Origin of the sequence: Rhodopseudomonas sp. P2A-2r (assembly GCF_026015985.1) — a bacterium.
Taxonomy (GTDB): domain Bacteria; phylum Pseudomonadota; class Alphaproteobacteria; order Rhizobiales; family Xanthobacteraceae; genus Tardiphaga.
On the sequence record NZ_CP110389.1, the window covers coordinates 3,560,433 to 3,575,113 of the forward strand.

The 14,681-nt window shown below is 63.1% G+C and carries 21 protein-coding genes, 1 tRNA gene and 1 pseudogene; 15 read left to right on the forward strand and 8 right to left on the reverse strand.

The window, feature by feature from the left end:
• The first annotated feature begins 180 nt into the window (after window positions 1–180).
• The gene (locus ONR75_RS17140; protein WP_265078335.1) at window positions 181–435 is read left to right on the forward strand and encodes a PilZ domain-containing protein; all 255 of its coding nucleotides are present in this window, start codon (window positions 181–183) and stop codon (window positions 433–435) included.
• A gap of 34 nt (window positions 436–469) precedes the next feature.
• Window positions 470–622 (forward strand): hypothetical protein, encoded by a 153-nt coding sequence (locus ONR75_RS17145; RefSeq protein ID WP_265083917.1) that lies wholly within the window; start codon window positions 470–472, stop codon window positions 620–622.
• 15 nt (window positions 623–637) lie between these two features.
• Here the strand turns inward: ONR75_RS17145 and ONR75_RS17150 are convergent, their stop codons facing one another.
• From ONR75_RS17150 to ONR75_RS17175, 6 genes are all read right to left on the reverse strand, one after another.
• Window positions 638–1,285, reverse strand: a complete 648-nt coding sequence (locus ONR75_RS17150; RefSeq protein WP_265078336.1) for a glutathione S-transferase family protein — start codon at window positions 1,283–1,285, stop codon at window positions 638–640.
• A gap of 155 nt (window positions 1,286–1,440) precedes the next feature.
• The gene (locus ONR75_RS17155) at window positions 1,441–1,587 is read right to left on the reverse strand and encodes a hypothetical protein (RefSeq protein WP_265078337.1); all 147 of its coding nucleotides are present in this window, start codon (window positions 1,585–1,587) and stop codon (window positions 1,441–1,443) included.
• 30 nt (window positions 1,588–1,617) lie between these two features.
• Window positions 1,618–2,067: a VOC family protein gene (locus ONR75_RS17160; protein ID WP_265078338.1), complete on the reverse strand. Its 450-nt coding sequence runs from the start codon at window positions 2,065–2,067 to the stop codon at window positions 1,618–1,620.
• 185 nt (window positions 2,068–2,252) lie between these two features.
• Window positions 2,253–2,426, reverse strand: coding sequence for a hypothetical protein (locus tag ONR75_RS17165; protein ID WP_265078339.1), 174 nt, complete (start codon window positions 2,424–2,426; stop codon window positions 2,253–2,255).
• 56 nt (window positions 2,427–2,482) lie between these two features.
• On the reverse strand, window positions 2,483–2,680 hold the full coding sequence (locus ONR75_RS17170) for a hypothetical protein (protein ID WP_265078340.1): 198 nt from the start codon (window positions 2,678–2,680) through the stop codon (window positions 2,483–2,485).
• 107 nt (window positions 2,681–2,787) lie between these two features.
• Complete coding sequence (locus ONR75_RS17175) at window positions 2,788–2,955, reverse strand: hypothetical protein (protein WP_265078341.1); 168 nt, start codon at window positions 2,953–2,955, stop codon at window positions 2,788–2,790.
• Window positions 2,956–3,259: 304 nt separating this feature from the next.
• Between ONR75_RS17175 and ONR75_RS17180 the strand changes: the two genes are divergently transcribed.
• From ONR75_RS17180 to ONR75_RS17190, 3 genes are all read left to right on the forward strand, one after another.
• Window positions 3,260–3,466 carry a hypothetical protein gene (locus ONR75_RS17180; RefSeq protein ID WP_265078342.1) on the forward strand — a complete coding sequence of 69 codons (207 nt, stop codon included), beginning with the start codon at window positions 3,260–3,262 and terminating at the stop codon, window positions 3,464–3,466.
• A 68-nt stretch (window positions 3,467–3,534) separates the two neighbouring features.
• Complete coding sequence (locus ONR75_RS17185; RefSeq protein ID WP_265078343.1) at window positions 3,535–3,876, forward strand: DUF6719 family protein; 342 nt, start codon at window positions 3,535–3,537, stop codon at window positions 3,874–3,876.
• 63 nt (window positions 3,877–3,939) lie between these two features.
• Window positions 3,940–4,158, forward strand: coding sequence for a DUF3606 domain-containing protein (locus ONR75_RS17190; RefSeq protein WP_265078344.1), 219 nt, complete (start codon window positions 3,940–3,942; stop codon window positions 4,156–4,158).
• A gap of 19 nt (window positions 4,159–4,177) precedes the next feature.
• On the opposite strand, the gene ONR75_RS17195 is transcribed toward ONR75_RS17190, so the two are convergent.
• Entirely contained in the window at window positions 4,178–4,306 is a 129-nt protein-coding gene (locus ONR75_RS17195) for a hypothetical protein (RefSeq protein WP_265078345.1), read from the reverse strand.
• Between the two features lie 336 nt (window positions 4,307–4,642).
• Here ONR75_RS17195 and ONR75_RS17200 point away from each other — a divergent pair, with 336 nt between their 5' ends.
• The 6 genes from ONR75_RS17200 (at window position 4,643) to ONR75_RS17225 (ending at window position 8,145) form a co-directional block, all read left to right on the forward strand.
• Window positions 4,643–4,870 carry a hypothetical protein gene (locus tag ONR75_RS17200; RefSeq protein WP_265078346.1) on the forward strand — a complete coding sequence of 76 codons (228 nt, stop codon included), beginning with the start codon at window positions 4,643–4,645 and terminating at the stop codon, window positions 4,868–4,870.
• 263 nt (window positions 4,871–5,133) lie between these two features.
• Entirely contained in the window at window positions 5,134–5,895 is a 762-nt protein-coding gene (locus ONR75_RS17205) for an SIR2 family NAD-dependent protein deacylase (RefSeq protein ID WP_265078347.1), read from the forward strand.
• A gap of 194 nt (window positions 5,896–6,089) precedes the next feature.
• On the forward strand, window positions 6,090–6,755 hold the full coding sequence (locus tag ONR75_RS17210) for a cold-shock protein (RefSeq protein ID WP_265078348.1): 666 nt from the start codon (window positions 6,090–6,092) through the stop codon (window positions 6,753–6,755).
• A gap of 113 nt (window positions 6,756–6,868) precedes the next feature.
• Window positions 6,869–7,357 carry a DUF192 domain-containing protein gene (locus ONR75_RS17215; protein ID WP_413776358.1) on the forward strand — a complete coding sequence of 163 codons (489 nt, stop codon included), beginning with the start codon at window positions 6,869–6,871 and terminating at the stop codon, window positions 7,355–7,357.
• Between the two features lie 48 nt (window positions 7,358–7,405).
• A tRNA-Pro gene (locus tag ONR75_RS17220) sits at window positions 7,406–7,482 on the forward strand.
• 138 nt (window positions 7,483–7,620) lie between these two features.
• A complete protein-coding gene (locus ONR75_RS17225; RefSeq protein ID WP_265078349.1) occupies window positions 7,621–8,145 on the forward strand; it encodes a hypothetical protein in 525 nt (174 codons plus the stop codon).
• 79 nt (window positions 8,146–8,224) lie between these two features.
• On the opposite strand, the gene ONR75_RS17230 is transcribed toward ONR75_RS17225, so the two are convergent.
• The gene (locus tag ONR75_RS17230) at window positions 8,225–9,463 is read right to left on the reverse strand and encodes an OpgC domain-containing protein (protein ID WP_265078350.1); all 1,239 of its coding nucleotides are present in this window, start codon (window positions 9,461–9,463) and stop codon (window positions 8,225–8,227) included.
• A gap of 177 nt (window positions 9,464–9,640) precedes the next feature.
• On the opposite strand from ONR75_RS17230, the gene ONR75_RS17235 reads away from it, so the two are divergent.
• The 4 genes and pseudogenes from ONR75_RS17235 to ONR75_RS17250 all read left to right on the forward strand — a co-directional run bounded on the left by ONR75_RS17235 (window position 9,641) and on the right by ONR75_RS17250 (window position 14,627).
• Entirely contained in the window at window positions 9,641–9,946 is a 306-nt protein-coding gene (locus tag ONR75_RS17235; RefSeq protein WP_265078351.1) for an ETC complex I subunit, read from the forward strand.
• 163 nt (window positions 9,947–10,109) lie between these two features.
• Window positions 10,110–11,714 carry a carboxyl transferase domain-containing protein gene (locus ONR75_RS17240; RefSeq protein ID WP_265078352.1) on the forward strand — a complete coding sequence of 535 codons (1,605 nt, stop codon included), beginning with the start codon at window positions 10,110–10,112 and terminating at the stop codon, window positions 11,712–11,714.
• Window positions 11,715–11,716: 2 nt separating this feature from the next.
• The gene (locus ONR75_RS17245; protein WP_265078353.1) at window positions 11,717–13,732 is read left to right on the forward strand and encodes an acetyl/propionyl/methylcrotonyl-CoA carboxylase subunit alpha; all 2,016 of its coding nucleotides are present in this window, start codon (window positions 11,717–11,719) and stop codon (window positions 13,730–13,732) included.
• Window positions 13,729–14,627, forward strand: a pseudogene (locus ONR75_RS17250) (hydroxymethylglutaryl-CoA lyase). Before ONR75_RS17245 ends, ONR75_RS17250 begins: the two are co-directional and overlap by 4 nt.
• The last annotated feature ends 54 nt before the right edge of the window (window positions 14,628–14,681 follow it).

Sequence of the window (14,681 nt, forward strand, 5' to 3'; positions counted from 1 at the left end):
AACGACCGACCGCAGCGGGCGAACGTATAGTGACGTTTGCGCGGGTCGGCAAGTCGTCTCCTGCAGCTATGTGCAGGGGTGTTAACAGCCCGGCGGAGCGCGGCATTTCCCGTCTTTCCGCCGTCATGGCAACAGATTCGTAAACCCTCAAGGTGTAGCGATGCTTATCGGGAGTGTGCGATGGCGATCACCAAAAAACGGGACGTGCGGCGGTCGGTTCAGCAGGCCGGCTGGATTACGCTGGATGGCGGATTCGCGGCGCGCCAATGCACCGTGCTCGATCTGTCGTCCACGGGCGCCAAGATCATCGTCGACGATCCGCAGTCCGTCACGGCACGGGTGCGGCTGGCGTTTTCGCGGGATGCACGAACCGGGCGCATGTGTGAAGTGGTGTGGCGCCGCGGCAAGACGCTGGGCGTTCGTTTCGTCGCCTAGGTTGCGAGATCGCGATGAGCCGAACGAGGCCGATGTGACACCGGATATCCTGATTCCCGTCCTGATGGGCTGTGCGCTGTTGTGGTGGGTCAGCCGCGGCATGAGCTGGAGCACACGGCTTGCGGTGGCAGCCGTCACCCTTGTGATTATCGTCGGCGTGCTGCTGTTCGAGCGCTCGATCCGGTAGCGCGGTCCACCACGATCAGGACATCGGTGGCGCGACATATTCCTGAAAGCCGGGACGGCGGGAGATCGCGTCGAACCAGCGCGCGAGATGGGGCAAAGCCGGCTTGTGCACGCCCTCGACCCCGAACCAGCGGCGCGCATAGGTGCCGAGTGCGAGATCGGCCAGCGTGAAGCTCTCGCCTTCCACCCTGTCGCGGTTGGCCAGGTGGGCATCGACGATACGCCATTGCGCCGCCGCCACATCCGCAGCCTGCTGCATCGCGGACATGTCGCGCTCTGCGGGCGGTGTCCTCACCAGCCCCCAGAACAGCGGGCGTTCGATGGGCTGCAGCGTCGACAGCGTCCAGTCCAGCCATCGCTCCACGCTGGCGCGCAGCCTTGGCGCCGATGGATACAACGTCGTGCCTGCTCCATGGACGAGGGTCAGATAGCGCATGATGGAATTGGATTCCCACAGCACGAAATCGCCGTCCACCAGGGTCGGGATACGGCCGTTGGGGTTCATTGCCAGATAATCCGGTTGATCGTTGCGGCCGTACTGCATGCCTGCGTCGATGCGGTCGAAGCGGAGGTCGAGTTCGCTGCAGCACCACAGGACCTTCTGTACGTTCACCGAATTGGCGCGGCCCCAGATCCGAAGCGATATTGCGGGAGCGTCGGACATGCGGCACCTCTACGGACGACAACGGCATTGTGTCGCGCCACATTAGGCGCGGATTCGCGCGTTGCCGAGAGCGGCCGGAGCTTTCGCCAGTGGACCCGCACAAGAAAAAACAGGCTCCGCGATGCGGAGCCTGTTGTCGTCTGAAGCAGATGTGCTCAGCGACCGAAGAACAGCCAGAGCAGAATGATCACCGGAATCGGCACACCCAACAACCAAAGCAAAAGACCGCGTCCCATCGTCGTTTCTCCATGAAAGCCAGTATTGCAATCAAGAACGCCAGCTATTGCTTCCGGTTCCATCATGCATCGACGAATGGGAGGAGGTTCTGTCGCCTACCAGTGCCCGGTGTTGGCCATTGACGACCATGGCTCCTGCGGCGGCAGCGCATCGCCCTTCTGCAGCAGTTCGATGGAATGCAGGTCGGGCGAGCGGACGAAGGCCATCTGGCCGTCGCGCGGGGGCCGGTTGATGGTGATGCCGAGCTTCATCAGGCGGTCGCACGTCGCGTAGATATCGTCGACCTCATAAGCGAGGTGGCCGAAATAGCGGTCCTCGCCGTATTTTTCTTCGTCCCAATTGTAGGTGAGCTCGACCAGCGGCGCGCCGCGGCCCTCGACCCGAGCCAGCAACGCTTCATCATCGGCGGCGCACAGGAAGACCAGGGTGAATCTCGCCTTGTCGTTGTCGATGCGCCGGACCTCCTTGAGGCCGAGCGCATCGGCGTAGAATTTGAGGGCGACATCCAGATTGCGGACGCGGAGCATGGTGTGAAGATAGCGCATGAACTGACCTCCTTCGGCCGATGATGATCTCGTGGCCGGATGCCGCTAGATAGCAGCAAAAAGGAGGAAAGGGCAGGCGCAGGGGATGCGTGGCCAGGTCTGATGCAGACAGCAAAAGGCCCCGCCAGTGGGATGGCGGGGCCTTTTAGTTTCGCTTAGTCGGTGACGAGAACACTTGGAGATGTTCAGGGTCTCAACGTGCGATCGAAGGAGTCGTTCCAGTCGATGTTGCGAACTTTTTCGATGGTCGCCTCGTAATGATCTTCGCGCGCACGCTGGAACCGGGCCTGGGTCTCGCGGAACTCGGCCACCCGTCGCGCAATCGTGTCGCGTTCGGCGGCAATGCGGTCTTCATTCATGCGCAATCTTTCGTTTCAAGCCCCGACGTGTTTATCGGAATCGATTGGGGCGCCAATCAGGACAGTGAAGATGTCCGTGGATAACTCCGCTCCGGGGCCGGATGCGTCGGGGTTTCGTCCTCGATCTCCGCGTCGCGTCTGAATCTCCCAGCAATCTCCGCAAATTCCCGCCGCAATTCCGCGGAGACCATCGTTGCGGCCATGCGGTCGGCGAGTTCGGCCTGGGCTTTCAGATATTCGCTCCAGACATTCATGCGAATGCTCCCATAACAAGGCCCGCCGCACGGATCGTGGGGCGGGCCTTGTTTTCGACGAAAGGCGATCTGCAAAAACAACGGCGTAGAACCCAGAACGTTCCCGCCTATTCGGCGGGCTCGGCTCCAAGGGCCTCTTCGAAATCCCGCATCCGTGCCGCAATCCATTCCGTGTCGCTGGAACTCAGCATCAGCATTTCCCGCTCCGCGCGGCGGCAGAATTCAGGATTCGGATCGATGCTCTTCCAGAATTCAACGCGGGCCTGCAAATCCATGGCGTCCCTCCACTCGCTTATCCATGTGCCGAAACCGGTGCCTGAGCGAAGCTGCATATGACTTCACGCGACGGCCTTTAGTTCATGTTTTGTTCTAGTTGATCCCGGTCTTGATGTCCAGAACGAGTCGGACCTCAGCGGCCGTTTCGGATCGGCCGGGACGCTGCGTTGCGGCGCTGCCTCAGTTGGTCACAATCTGCGCTGCGACCGCTGCGGCCGTTTGAACGCCGTCGCGACCGTCGCTATAAACAGTGAATGCACCGGCGCCGTTGGTTTTCCGGGCTATTCATGCAGGAACGACCGAATGAGCAAGCAGGCAATGCGCGAAGAGGCCGAGCGCCTCATTCGCGAGACGATGGCGCGCAAGGCCCTGGTGGTGAAGCAGGGTGACACGCGCATCGAGACCAAGTGCGGCAAATGCGGTGCGCCCAATCGCGTCTCCGCCGCCAAGGGCGTGTCGCGCGTGACATTCGTCTGCAAGGAATGCGGACACAAGCAGGAGACGCTCTGACCCGGGCCTTCGCCGTGGATCGCCAAAGCGACTCGCGGGCAGCCGTCAGATGTGCATGATCATCGCCATTGTCCGTCGTGACGGAAGGGCGAACGAAAAAATCTCAGGGACGCGAAACCTTAACCCATCGGACGGTATTTATTGCTGCCGGCTGTTGGGGACGCGAGATGCGCAAGGTTGTATTCGGGGTGTTTGGGTTAGTGGTCGTGGGAACGACACCGGGGTTTGGGCAGAACATTCTGAAAGCCGAGCCGTTCGTTCTGGCTCCCTATGAGGTCGTACTGGTGGAGGACGGCTCCTGCTCGGCAGGAAAAATCCTCAAGGTCACCGGGGCAATCCGAGGGTTGAGGCGCCGCAAGGCCTGCATCCCGGCCGCCGGAATTCAGGCATCGCTCGGCGTTCTCCAATAGAGATTTTTCCAACCGCGTAAACGCTCCGTTAATGCTGGCGCCGCCGCGGGCTCGACGACCGCCATGGCAGTGGTACGTTTCGGCATGATCCGTCTTGCCCCCGTGTCCACCGTCCTGGCATCCAATCGCGGCATCATGGCGCCGCCGGTGATCGACGTCCGCGACGCGTCGCAGCGCGATTACTGGTCGTACCGTCTCAGCGTTTCCCAGAACGACCTTTCGGCGGCGATCACCGAGGTCGGTCCCTCGATCGCTGCGGTCAGGCGTCATCTCGGCAAATAGCTGCCAGGTTGTGCCGGACCTACAAGCCGCGAGGCTTGACGTCGTCTCCCAGCACGGTGCGGATCTGTGACTGGACGCTGGCGTAATAGCTTTCGCGTTCCTTGATCAGCCGGTGCTGATGCGCCTTGAATGCAGCGACGCGTCGCATGATCTCATCACGCTCGGAGACCGGCGTGGGCAGCCGCGGTGACGGAGGCAGGGGCTGGGCTTGATGCGGAGGGACCGGGGAGGAGCGGCGTGCGGCGCTGCCGGGCGAAACGGGGTCGCTGCAGCGACACCCTGCACAAAGGCCAGTGTTTGCGCCACCAGCCGGTCGCGCTCTTCCATCCACGACGTCATGATGTTTTCCTCACCCAGCTGATTTCAACCAATGCGCGTGTCGACGTCAATTGAATTGCGCGGAACTGGACGCAGTGGATAAGCAGGGCAGGCGGCTTGCGACGCATTGGCGTTGAAGATAGCCCGGAGCAAACGGGAGACTGGCATGGCAAAAATCGATCTGGACGCGCTGAGTATCGAGGAACTTGCTGCACTGCGTGATCAGGCAACCGACAAGCTCGCCGAGAAAGTCGCTGCGCGACAGGCCGAACTTGAAGCCGAGCTGGAAAAGCTGTCGCAGTACGGCAAGTCGGTCAAGAAATCCCAGGCCACGCCAGTGGCGAAGCCGAAGAAAGACGAGCCGCCGAAGGATAGCGTCGACAGGGCAGCCTGATACCGGCAGCCCCAGCGTATCGGCAGCAGCCAGACGCAGTTTTGCGTTCTCTGTCTCGTTTCACTCTGTTGTGATCGGTTCTGTTTGGCGGATCGGAACCTGACGGGTGCCGCGCGGGCAGACATTCGATCATCGTCCTGGACGACATAAGCCGGTCCCGCAGGTCATCCTTGCAGTCATCGACGGAACGTCACACGTGGTCCGATGGATGGCAGCGATCGGGACGAACCTCCTCGTGGCTCCCGCAACACTTCGGATGTCCCATGATTGCGTCAGATCTTCGCAGCGGGGTGGAGCAGCTGGGCGACATGATCGCCGCCGCGACGATGATCGTTCCGTTCACCGGCGCCGGCATCTCCACCGAATCCGGCATTCCTGATTTTCGCTCGCCCGGCGGATTGTGGACTCGCAACCGGCCCATTCCCTTTGACGAATTCGTCGCGAGCCAGGATGCCCGCGACGAGGCATGGCGGCGGCGCTTCGCCATGGACGCAACGTTTGCCGCAGCGCGCCCCAGCCGCGGACACCGCGCGCTGGCGGCGTTGTACAAGGCCGGGAAGATCCCCGCGATCATCACGCAGAACATCGACAACCTCCATCAGCTGTCCGGCTTCGCGCCGGACGATGTGATCGAATTGCACGGCAATACAACCTACGCCCGCTGTATCGGCTGCGGACTGGCCTACGACCTCGGTTGGGTCAAGGAGCGCTTCGATGCGGAGGGGAGGGCGCCAGATTGCACAGTGTGCGACGAACCGGTGAAGACGGCTACCATCTCGTTCGGTCAGTCGATGCCCGAGGACGCGATGCGGCGCGCCGTCGAACTCGCCCGGCAGTGCGATCTGTTTCTCGCCATCGGTTCATCGTTGGTGGTGTGGCCCGCCGCCGGTTTTCCACAGCTGGCAAAAAATTCCGGCGCCCGCCTGGTGATCATCAACAACGAGCGCACCGATCAGGACGATCACGCCGATCTCGTGATCCGCTACGATATCGGTGAGACGCTGAGGCCGTTCGTCGGTAACTGATGCGCACTTGATTCGCTGCCGCGCAAGGCTGTTCATAGCTCTTTCTGTGTTCGTTTTTTGTCTTTGCGCTGCTTCCGACAGTGTTATCTTTGAATCGCGAGATTCGCGTTGCGTCATCATGAATTGTCATCGGTGGGCACGTAGGGTGGTGCTGTCATTGCTCGGACAGCCCGCAGAGTTTGGGATCCGGGGTCATGGGGTCGGACGGATTTGATTCGAAGAGGCTGGGCGCGTTACCGCCGGGTGCTGCCGGGCCATCGCGGTCGGTAGCAGCAGATTTTTCCGGCCATTCCGATCACGACGCGATGGACCCGTTTGCGGGTCTCGGCGAAGGCGCGGCGGCCAATCTCGTCGAAATCAGCGGCGTCATCAAATGGTTCGATGCTTCCAAGGGGTATGGCTTCATCGTGCCCGACAATGGGGCTGCGGACGTGCTGCTGCACGTCACCGTCCTGCGGCGCGATGGCTACCAGACCGCCTATGAAGGCGCGCGTCTGGTCGTTGAATGCGTGCAGCGTGCCAAGGGCTACCAGGCGTTCCAGATCGTCTCGATGGATGAGTCCACCGCGATCCATCCGGCGCAGATGCTGCCGCCGCGGACCCACGTCAACGTCACCCCGACCAGCGGTCTGGAGCGGGCCCAGGTAAAGTGGTTCAACCGGCTGCGTGGCTTCGGCTTCCTGACCTGCGGGGAGGGGACGCCGGATATCTTCGTGCACATGGAAACCCTGCGCCGCTTCGGCATGACCGAGCTGCGGCCCGGCCAGTATGTGCTCGTTCGTTTCGGGCCCGGCTCGAAGGGCATGATGGCCGCCGAGATCCAGCCGGAAGCCGGTACACCCGGTCTGTCCTCGCACTGATCCGATCGCGTCGTCGGAGCTGCGGGCCCGCACGGCAGACGTCTGGTATTTGCCATGATCGTCGGGTTAGTGTTGCCCGCGGGCGCATCTGCCCAATGTGTGGATCGATGTTCATGAGCTTTGTTGTTGCTGGCCGCGGTCGGAGTCTGATGCGCGCGTCATTGGTGCTGGCCGCAGTGCTGGCATTTGTCGGCTTCACGGCCGTTCCCGTTCGTGCTGCGGAGCTTGAGCCGCTGGAGATCGTCACCAAGTCGGGCGTGCAGGTGTTCTCGGTCGAACTGGCGAAGACTGAGAAGGAGCGCGAAACCGGCCTCATGTACCGCAAGGAACTCGCCGACGGGCGCGGCATGCTGTTCGATTTCACGCCCGAGCAGCAGGTTTCCATGTGGATGAAGAACACCTTCATCCCGCTGGACATGATCTTCATCCGCGCCGACGGCCGCATCCTCCGGATCGCCGAGAATACCGAGCCGCAATCCACCAAGATCATCTCCTCCGGCGGTCTCGCCAAGGGCGTTCTGGAAGTGATCGCCGGTACTGCCAAAAAGTATGGCATCGCGCCGGGCGACAGGGTCGCTCATCCGCTGTTCAAGGGATCATAGGTCCGACAGCCTTGCTGCTCCCCCCGAAGCGTGTATCGACACGGCACCCGGGGTATAGCGCAGCCTGGTAGCGCGGCAGTTTTGGGTACTGCAGGTCCAAGGTTCAGATCCTTGTGCCCCGACCAATCATTTCAGTGGCTTAACCGGCATTCGCTCTCCTGGCGCATCCGCCGCCAAGAGCGACCCGGCAGAATCTCGCCGTCCGGGGTAGCCTGCCGGCCCGCCCTGTGGAACAATGCCAGCGGTTCTGGCTTTGATGTTCCATGATCGAACAATCGCACTTTACCAAAACGGCGCATTCTGTTCGCGGCCTGGGCATTCCTGCCCAGCGCGGCATTGTCGCTGCGGCTGCGGCGCTGCTGATCGTCGGCGGCGCGGTTGTCTGGCGGATCGGCGCCAGCAGCACGCCAACACCCAGCCTGCCCGCGAAGGTCGCTGCGACAGCACGAAACCCCGCCATCGACGAACTGGTCGGCACCACCAAGGCGCTCGATGCCTCCCAGCAGCAGGTGGTCGACCAGTTGCAGATCGTCCAGGACCTGCTGGCCGCGCAGAGGGTGGAGACCAAGCGGACAGCCGACAAGGTCGCGGCGCTCAGCGACAAGCTGGAAGCGCTGCGACAATCCTTTGCCAGCGTGCAACAGCCGGCTGTGGATGAGGCGGAGGCAGCGCCGCCAAGCAAGCAGGTCGCGCAGGCGAGCCGGTCGCGGGCCAAGGCAAACCGCGCCGCCCCGGCGCGCAAGTTCACGAAGAGCAAGCGGCACCGCACCGCCTCGACGCGCCGCTGAGCTGCGGCCCCAGGCACTTCTATAAGCCTGTATTTAGTCCGCGCGCCTCCCTGATCGATGCGCGTCGTCCGTTACCTTGTCAGGATTGCCCGGTCGTCACCGAGGATGACGACGCCGCAGATACGGCGTTTGACGTGGCCGGCGGCGTGGCGGCAGCGGGCTTGGGCAGCGGCTTGTCCTGCTTCTTCGACCACGAGATGTAATAGGCCACCAGGGTCATCAGCGCGATGCCGGACGCGCTGACGAAGATCTGCGCCGCCAGCGAACCCGAACTCATCATCAGTTCGAAATGGCCGACAAAGGACAGGAACACGCCGACGCAGAACACCGCCAGCGATTGCTGGCCGCATTTGACCAGCGGCTGGAACACCCGCCATTCCAGCCCGCGCCAGTCCTTCGGCACGAAGCGCGTGACGAAGAACGCGATGATCACGAAATGCAGCACGCGATAGGGCGCGAGGTTGGTCTTGTCGTTGGGGTTGAAGGCGTCGAACAGCCAGTCCGGCATCATGTGGCCGTAGTCCGGGAAGCGGCCGGCCATGGTCATGATCAGCGAAAAGATCAGATAGGCGATGCCGAAATACAGCAGCACCTTCGATTTGATCACCGAGCGCGATTCGACCGCGCCGCCGAGCGCGAACCACGCGCCGAACACGAACAGCAGCTGCCAGGTGTAGGGATTGAAATACCAAGTGCCGGACGGATAGGCCGGCAGATTCCAGCCGAACTGGCGGGCCGCGAAATACAGCGCCAGCGAGGCCAGCATGGTCAGGTCGGGCTTGCGCAGCATCATCCACAGCACCGGCGGGAAGAACCCCATCAGCACGATGTAAAGCGGCAGCACGTCGAGGTTGAGCGGCTTGAACTTCAGGAGCAGGCCCTGCGTCAGGGTCTGGATCGGATTGTCGACGAGGCCGGCGACGTTGAATTCGTTGATGATGTCCGGATCGTTGTAGCGCTGCGCCACGTAGCCGATGGCGGCGATATAGATCACGAACAGGATGACGTGGGCCACATAGAGCTGCCAGACCCGCTTGGTGAGTCGGGTCGCGCCGACGATGAAGCCGCGCTCCAGCATCATCTTGGCATAGACGAACGAGGCGGTGTAGCCGGAGATGAACACGAACAGGTCGGCGGCGTCGGAGAAGCCGTAATTCCGGGTGGTGACCCAGTTGACGACGTTGTCGGGGATGTGATCGAGGAAAATCGCCCAGTTGGCGATACCCCGGAAGAAATCGAGCCGCAGGTCGCGTCCTTTAGGGGGAGAATGGCGTGAATTTCCATGGGAGCCGTTCGTGCTGCCGGTTTGCAGGGCCAACGATATAGACGGAGCCGTGCCGCGATTGTCACGCCGCCGCGAAAAGAATATACCAAATCACGAAACGAAACCGCCCGGCGACGGAATCACGCATCAAATTCGTGACAATTGACTATACTAAACCCGTCGTTTCCACCAATTTGGCGCAATGTCGCACGCAACAGGCCGCATCATTCCATGACCGCACGCATCTTCAAGCCCGCCAAGAACGCGATGCAATCGGGGACCGCCAAGACCAAGGAATGGCAGCTCGATTACGAGCCTGAGCAGGCGCGGGTGATCGAGCCGTTGATGGGCTGGACCAGTTCCGGCGACATGAAGCAGCAACTGACCCTGCACTTCCACACCAGGGAAGACGCCGTTGCCTATTGCGAGCGCGAGGGCATCGCCTACCAGGTGATCGAGCCCAAGTCGCCGGCCCCCCGTCAGATCGCTTATTCGGACAATTTTGCCTTCAAGCGCACCGAACCCTGGACGCACTGACGTCCGGGCGCGACCGCGGATGGGCCATGCGGTCCTCTGCCACCGTGCCCACCTGGACCGAAAGTTAGGGTTGCGCGGGCATGCCGCGCAATGACACCATGACCCTCAGCCGGTCACGGGCTGCCCCATAAGAAAAAACGAAATCTCCAGGAAACGGAAGCTGATGTCGCTTCGCTCGACTATCGATCCCACCTCGTCCGATTTCAAGCGCAACGTCGAAGCCATGCAGGCGCAGGTCGCCGAGCTCAAGTCCAGGCTGGACGCGGTCGCCGCGGGCGGCGGCGAGGTCTCGCGCAAGAGGCATACGTCGCGCGGCAAGATGCTGGCGCGCGAGCGCGTCGACCTGCTCATCGATCCCGGCACCGCGTTTCTCGAATTGTCGCCGCTGGCCGCCAACGGCCTTTACGGCGGCGACGTCCATTCCGCCAGCATCGTCACCGGCGTTGGCCGGGTGGCCGGCCGTGAATGCATGATCGTCGCCAATGACGCGACCATCAAGGGCGGCACCTATTACCCGATGACGGTGAAGAAGCATCTACGCGCGCAGGACATTGCGCGGCAGAACAACCTGCCATGCATCTACATGGTGGATTCCGGCGGCGCCTTCCTGCCGCAGCAGGACGAGATCTTTCCCGACGAGCGCCACTTCGGACGCATCTTCTACAACCAGGCGCAGATGTCGGCGCTGGGCATTCCGCAGATCGCCATCGTGATGGGCTCGTGCACCGCCGGCGGCGCCTATGTGCCGGCCATGTCGGACGAGAGCATCATCGTGCGCAACCAGGGCACCATCTTCCTCGGTGGCCCGCCGCTGGTGAAGGCCGCTACGGGGGAGGTAGTGACCGCCGAGGAACTCGGCGGCGCCGATGTCCACGCGCGGCAATCGGGGGTCACCGACCACCTGGCGCAGAACGACGGCCACGCCATCGGCATCGCCCGCAAGATCGTCGGCACGTTGAAGCCGGCGCAGCGCGCGTCGCTGAATATGCGCGAGCCGAGGGAGCCGCTGTTCCCGAGCCAGGAGCTTTACGGCGTCATTCCCGCCGACGCGCGAAAGCCGTTCGACATGCACGACATCATTGCGCGCATCGTCGACGGCTCGGAATTCGATGAGTTCAAGAAGCTTTACGGCACCACGCTGATCACAGGCTTCGCGCATATCTGGGGTTTTCCGGTCGGCATCATCGCCAACAACGGCATCCTGTTCAGCGAGTCCTCGCTGAAGGGCGCGCATTTCATCGAGCTGTGCTGCCAGCGCAATATCCCATTGGTGTTCCTGCAGAACATCACCGGCTTCATGGTCGGCAAGAAATATGAGGCCGGCGGCATCGCCCGCGACGGCGCCAAGCTGGTGACGGCGGTCGCCACCGCCAATGTCCCGAAGTTCACGATCGTGGTCGGCGGCTCCTACGGCGCCGGCAATTACGGCATGTGCGGCCGGGCTTACAGCCCGCGGTTGCTGTGGATGTGGCCGAATGCCCGTATCTCGGTGATGGGCGGCGAGCAGGCGGCCATGGTGCTGAGCAGCCTGCGCCGCGACAACATCGAGGCCAAGGGCGGCCAATGGTCGGCGGAGGAGGAAGAGGCCTTTCGCAAGCCGACCCGCGATCAGTTCGAAAGCCAGGGCAGCCCGTATTATGCCACCGCGCGATTGTGGGACGACGGCGTGATCGATCCCGCCGACACCAGGCTGGTGCTCGGTCTCGGCCTTTCGGCGTCGGCCAATGCGCCGATCGAGCCGACCCGCTTCGGCCTGTTCAGGATGTGATGATGGCCACCACTGCTCTCTACCAACGCTTTCGCACGCTGCTCGTTGCCAATCGCGGCGAGATCGCCTGCCGCGTCATCCGCACCGCGCGGGCCATGGGCCTGCGCACCGTCGCGGTCTATTCCGAGGCGGATCGCGATGCGCTGCACGTTGCCATGGCCGACGAGGCCGTGCTGATCGGTCCGGCGCGCGCCCGCGACTCCTATCTCAACATCGCCAATGTCATCGACGCCGCCCGCAGGAGCGACGCCGAAGCGATTCACCCCGGCTACGGCTTTCTGTCGGAGAGCGCTGAATTTGCGCAGGCCTGCGCCGATGCGGGTCTTGTCTTCGTCGGCCCGACCGCCGCCATGATCACCGCGATGGGCTCCAAGTCCGGCTCCAAGGAACTGATGGAGAAGGCCGGCGTGCCACTGGTGCCGGGCTTCCATGGCGAGGCGCAGGACGAGGCGACGCTGGCGGCGGAAGCCAACAAGATCGGCTTCCCGGTGCTGGTAAAGGCCTCCGCCGGCGGCGGCGGGCGCGGCATGCGGGTGGTGCGCAGCGCTGGGGAATTGGCTGCCGCCATCGTCAGCGCCAAGCGTGAGGCCAAGGCGGCGTTCGGCGACGACCGTATGCTAATCGAGAAGTATGTCGACAATCCCCGCCACATCGAGGTGCAGATCGTCGGCGATAGCCACGGCAATTTGGTCTCGCTGTTCGAACGCGAATGCACCCTGCAGCGCCGCCATCAGAAGGTGATCGAGGAAGCGCCATCACCGACGCTGAACGCCGCGCAGCGCGAGGAAGTCTGCGCCGCCGCGCGCAAGGCGGCGGGGGCGGTGAACTATGTCGGCGCCGGCACCATCGAATTCGTCTCCGACGGCAAGGATGTGTTCTTCATCGAGATGAACACGCGGCTGCAGGTCGAGCATCCCGTCACCGAACTGATCACCGGCATCGACCTCGTCGAATGGCAGCTGCGCGTCGCATTCGGCGAAAAGCTGCCGCTGACGCAGGACCAGATCAAGCTGAACGGCCACGCCGTCGAGGCGCGGGTCTATGCGGAAAACCCGCACAAGAACTTCATGCCGTCGGTCGGCCGGATCAAGACCTGGCGGACGCCGGAGGAAAGCAACGGATTGCGCATCGATGCCGGCTATCGCGCGGGCGATCATGTGTCGCCGAACTACGATGCCATGCTGGCCAAGGTGATCGCCTGGGCACCGACCCGCGAGGCGGCGATCGCCCGGCTCAACCGCGGGCTCGAAGACACCGACATCCGCGGCATCGTCACCAACATCCCGTTCCTGTCGGCGCTGGTGACGCATCCTGGGGTGATTGCCAACGAGATCGACACAGGCTTCATCGAGCGTGAGCTGCAGGCACTGACTCCGGCTGCGGCCGCACCGGGCGATCTCGAACTGTGCGCTGCCGTTGCCGCCATCCTGGCGAACGAAGCGGAGACATCTGCCAGCGATCGCGCGTCGCCATGGCAGACCGCGGGCTGGATGCCGGTCGGCCGGCGCAAGCGCGTGTTCGCGTTCCGCCATGCTCTGGAGCCGAGCCCGAAGGTCATCCTCAGCTACGGCAGCGGACCGTCGACGATGACCATCGGGGACCGCGAATTCGCCTTTGCCACCGCGCCGCGCGGCGAGGGCAGGTTCGATCTGTCGCTGGACGGCGCCCGATCCGATGTGACGGCCGTCATCGAAGGCCACGAACTCTATCTACGCACTCGTAACGGCCGTTTCGATCTGCACCTGATCGATCCGTTCGGCGGCGACGACGAGGAGCAGGTCGGCGACGACCGCATCGTGGCGCCGCTGCCGGGCACCGTGGTGGCCTTGCTGGCCGAGGAGGGGGCGATGCTGGAGCGCGGCGCCGCGATCCTGACGCTGGAGGTGATGAAGATGGAGCAGACGCTGCGCGCGCCATTCGCCGGCGTGCTGAAGAGCATCAAGTGCAAGGTCGGCGATATCGTGCAGGAAGGCGTCGAGCTCGCCGAGATCGAGCCAACGGAGCCGAAGCCGGTATGAGCGATCAGGTCCGCATCGTCGAGGTCGGTCCGCGAGACGGCCTGCAGAACGAGAAGACGCCGGTCTCGGTCGAAGACCGCATCGCGTTTACAAAGGCGCTGTTCGCCGCCGGGCTGCACACCATCGAAGTCGGCTCGTTCGTGTCGCCCAAGGCGATCCCGAAGATGCAGGGCTCGGATCAGGTGTTTCGTGGCGTGCGCGATCTGCCCGGGGAATTCCATGTGCTGGTGCCCAACGAGAAGGGCTATGAGGCGGCCAAAGAGGTTGGCGCAAAGGTCATTGCGGTGTTTGCCTCGGCATCGGAAGGTTTTTCCCGCGCCAATATCAATTGCTCGGTGGCGGAGTCGATCGAGCGCTTCAAGCCGGTGATCGCCCGTGCCCAGGCCGACGGCATTCGCGTGCGCGGCTACGTTTCATGCGTGCTCGGCTGTCCCTATGACGGCGAGGTCGACGTGCAGGCAGTGGTGGATGTCACCACGACCCTGTGGGACCTCGGCTGCTACGAGGTCTCACTCGGCGACACCATCGGCGTCGGCACCCCGACCAAGGCGCGCGCGCTGCTGCGGGCCTGCGCCGAGGCGGTGCCGATGAAAAATCTCGCAATGCACTTCCACGACACTTACGGCCAGGCCTTGGCGAACATCTATGCCGGGCTGGAGGAGGGCGCCCGCGTCATCGACAGCGCTGCCGGCGGCCTCGGCGGCTGCCCCTATGCGCCCGGCGCCACCGGCAATGTCGGCACCGAGGACGTGGTCTACATGCTCGAAGGCATGGGGATTAAGACCGGCGTAGATATGGATAGGTTGCTGGTAGCGACCAACGCGATCAGTGCGCTGATCGGCCGGCCCCGGTGAGCCGGGTGGCGTCCGCGCTGAATGCGAAGGCAGCAAAGTAATCGGAACTGGCACAGCGTCATCCTGAGGTGCTCGCCGTCTTCGGCGAGCCTCGA

Coding starts and splice junctions, on each gene's coding strand:
- ONR75_RS17140 (WP_265078335.1), top strand. CDS start 181: ATGGCGATCACCAAAAAACGGGACGTGCGGCGGTCGGTTCAGCAGGCC.
- ONR75_RS17150 (WP_265078336.1), bottom strand. CDS start 1,285: ATGTCCGACGCTCCCGCAATATCGCTTCGGATCTGGGGCCGCGCCAAT.
- ONR75_RS17155 (WP_265078337.1), bottom strand. CDS start 1,587: ATGATGGAACCGGAAGCAATAGCTGGCGTTCTTGATTGCAATACTGGC.
- ONR75_RS17160 (WP_265078338.1), bottom strand. CDS start 2,067: ATGCGCTATCTTCACACCATGCTCCGCGTCCGCAATCTGGATGTCGCC.
- ONR75_RS17165 (WP_265078339.1), bottom strand. CDS start 2,426: ATGAATGAAGACCGCATTGCCGCCGAACGCGACACGATTGCGCGACGG.
- ONR75_RS17170 (WP_265078340.1), bottom strand. CDS start 2,680: ATGAATGTCTGGAGCGAATATCTGAAAGCCCAGGCCGAACTCGCCGAC.
- ONR75_RS17175 (WP_265078341.1), bottom strand. CDS start 2,955: ATGGATTTGCAGGCCCGCGTTGAATTCTGGAAGAGCATCGATCCGAAT.
- ONR75_RS17180 (WP_265078342.1), top strand. CDS start 3,260: ATGAGCAAGCAGGCAATGCGCGAAGAGGCCGAGCGCCTCATTCGCGAG.
- ONR75_RS17190 (WP_265078344.1), top strand. CDS start 3,940: ATGGCAGTGGTACGTTTCGGCATGATCCGTCTTGCCCCCGTGTCCACC.
- ONR75_RS17195 (WP_265078345.1), bottom strand. CDS start 4,306: ATGCGACGCGTCGCTGCATTCAAGGCGCATCAGCACCGGCTGATCAAG.
- ONR75_RS17200 (WP_265078346.1), top strand. CDS start 4,643: ATGGCAAAAATCGATCTGGACGCGCTGAGTATCGAGGAACTTGCTGCA.
- ONR75_RS17205 (WP_265078347.1), top strand. CDS start 5,134: ATGATTGCGTCAGATCTTCGCAGCGGGGTGGAGCAGCTGGGCGACATG.
- ONR75_RS17210 (WP_265078348.1), top strand. CDS start 6,090: ATGGGGTCGGACGGATTTGATTCGAAGAGGCTGGGCGCGTTACCGCCG.
- ONR75_RS17215 (WP_413776358.1), top strand. CDS start 6,869: ATGAGCTTTGTTGTTGCTGGCCGCGGTCGGAGTCTGATGCGCGCGTCA.
- ONR75_RS17225 (WP_265078349.1), top strand. CDS start 7,621: ATGATCGAACAATCGCACTTTACCAAAACGGCGCATTCTGTTCGCGGC.
- ONR75_RS17235 (WP_265078351.1), top strand. CDS start 9,641: ATGACCGCACGCATCTTCAAGCCCGCCAAGAACGCGATGCAATCGGGG.
- ONR75_RS17240 (WP_265078352.1), top strand. CDS start 10,110: ATGTCGCTTCGCTCGACTATCGATCCCACCTCGTCCGATTTCAAGCGC.
- ONR75_RS17245 (WP_265078353.1), top strand. CDS start 11,717: ATGGCCACCACTGCTCTCTACCAACGCTTTCGCACGCTGCTCGTTGCC.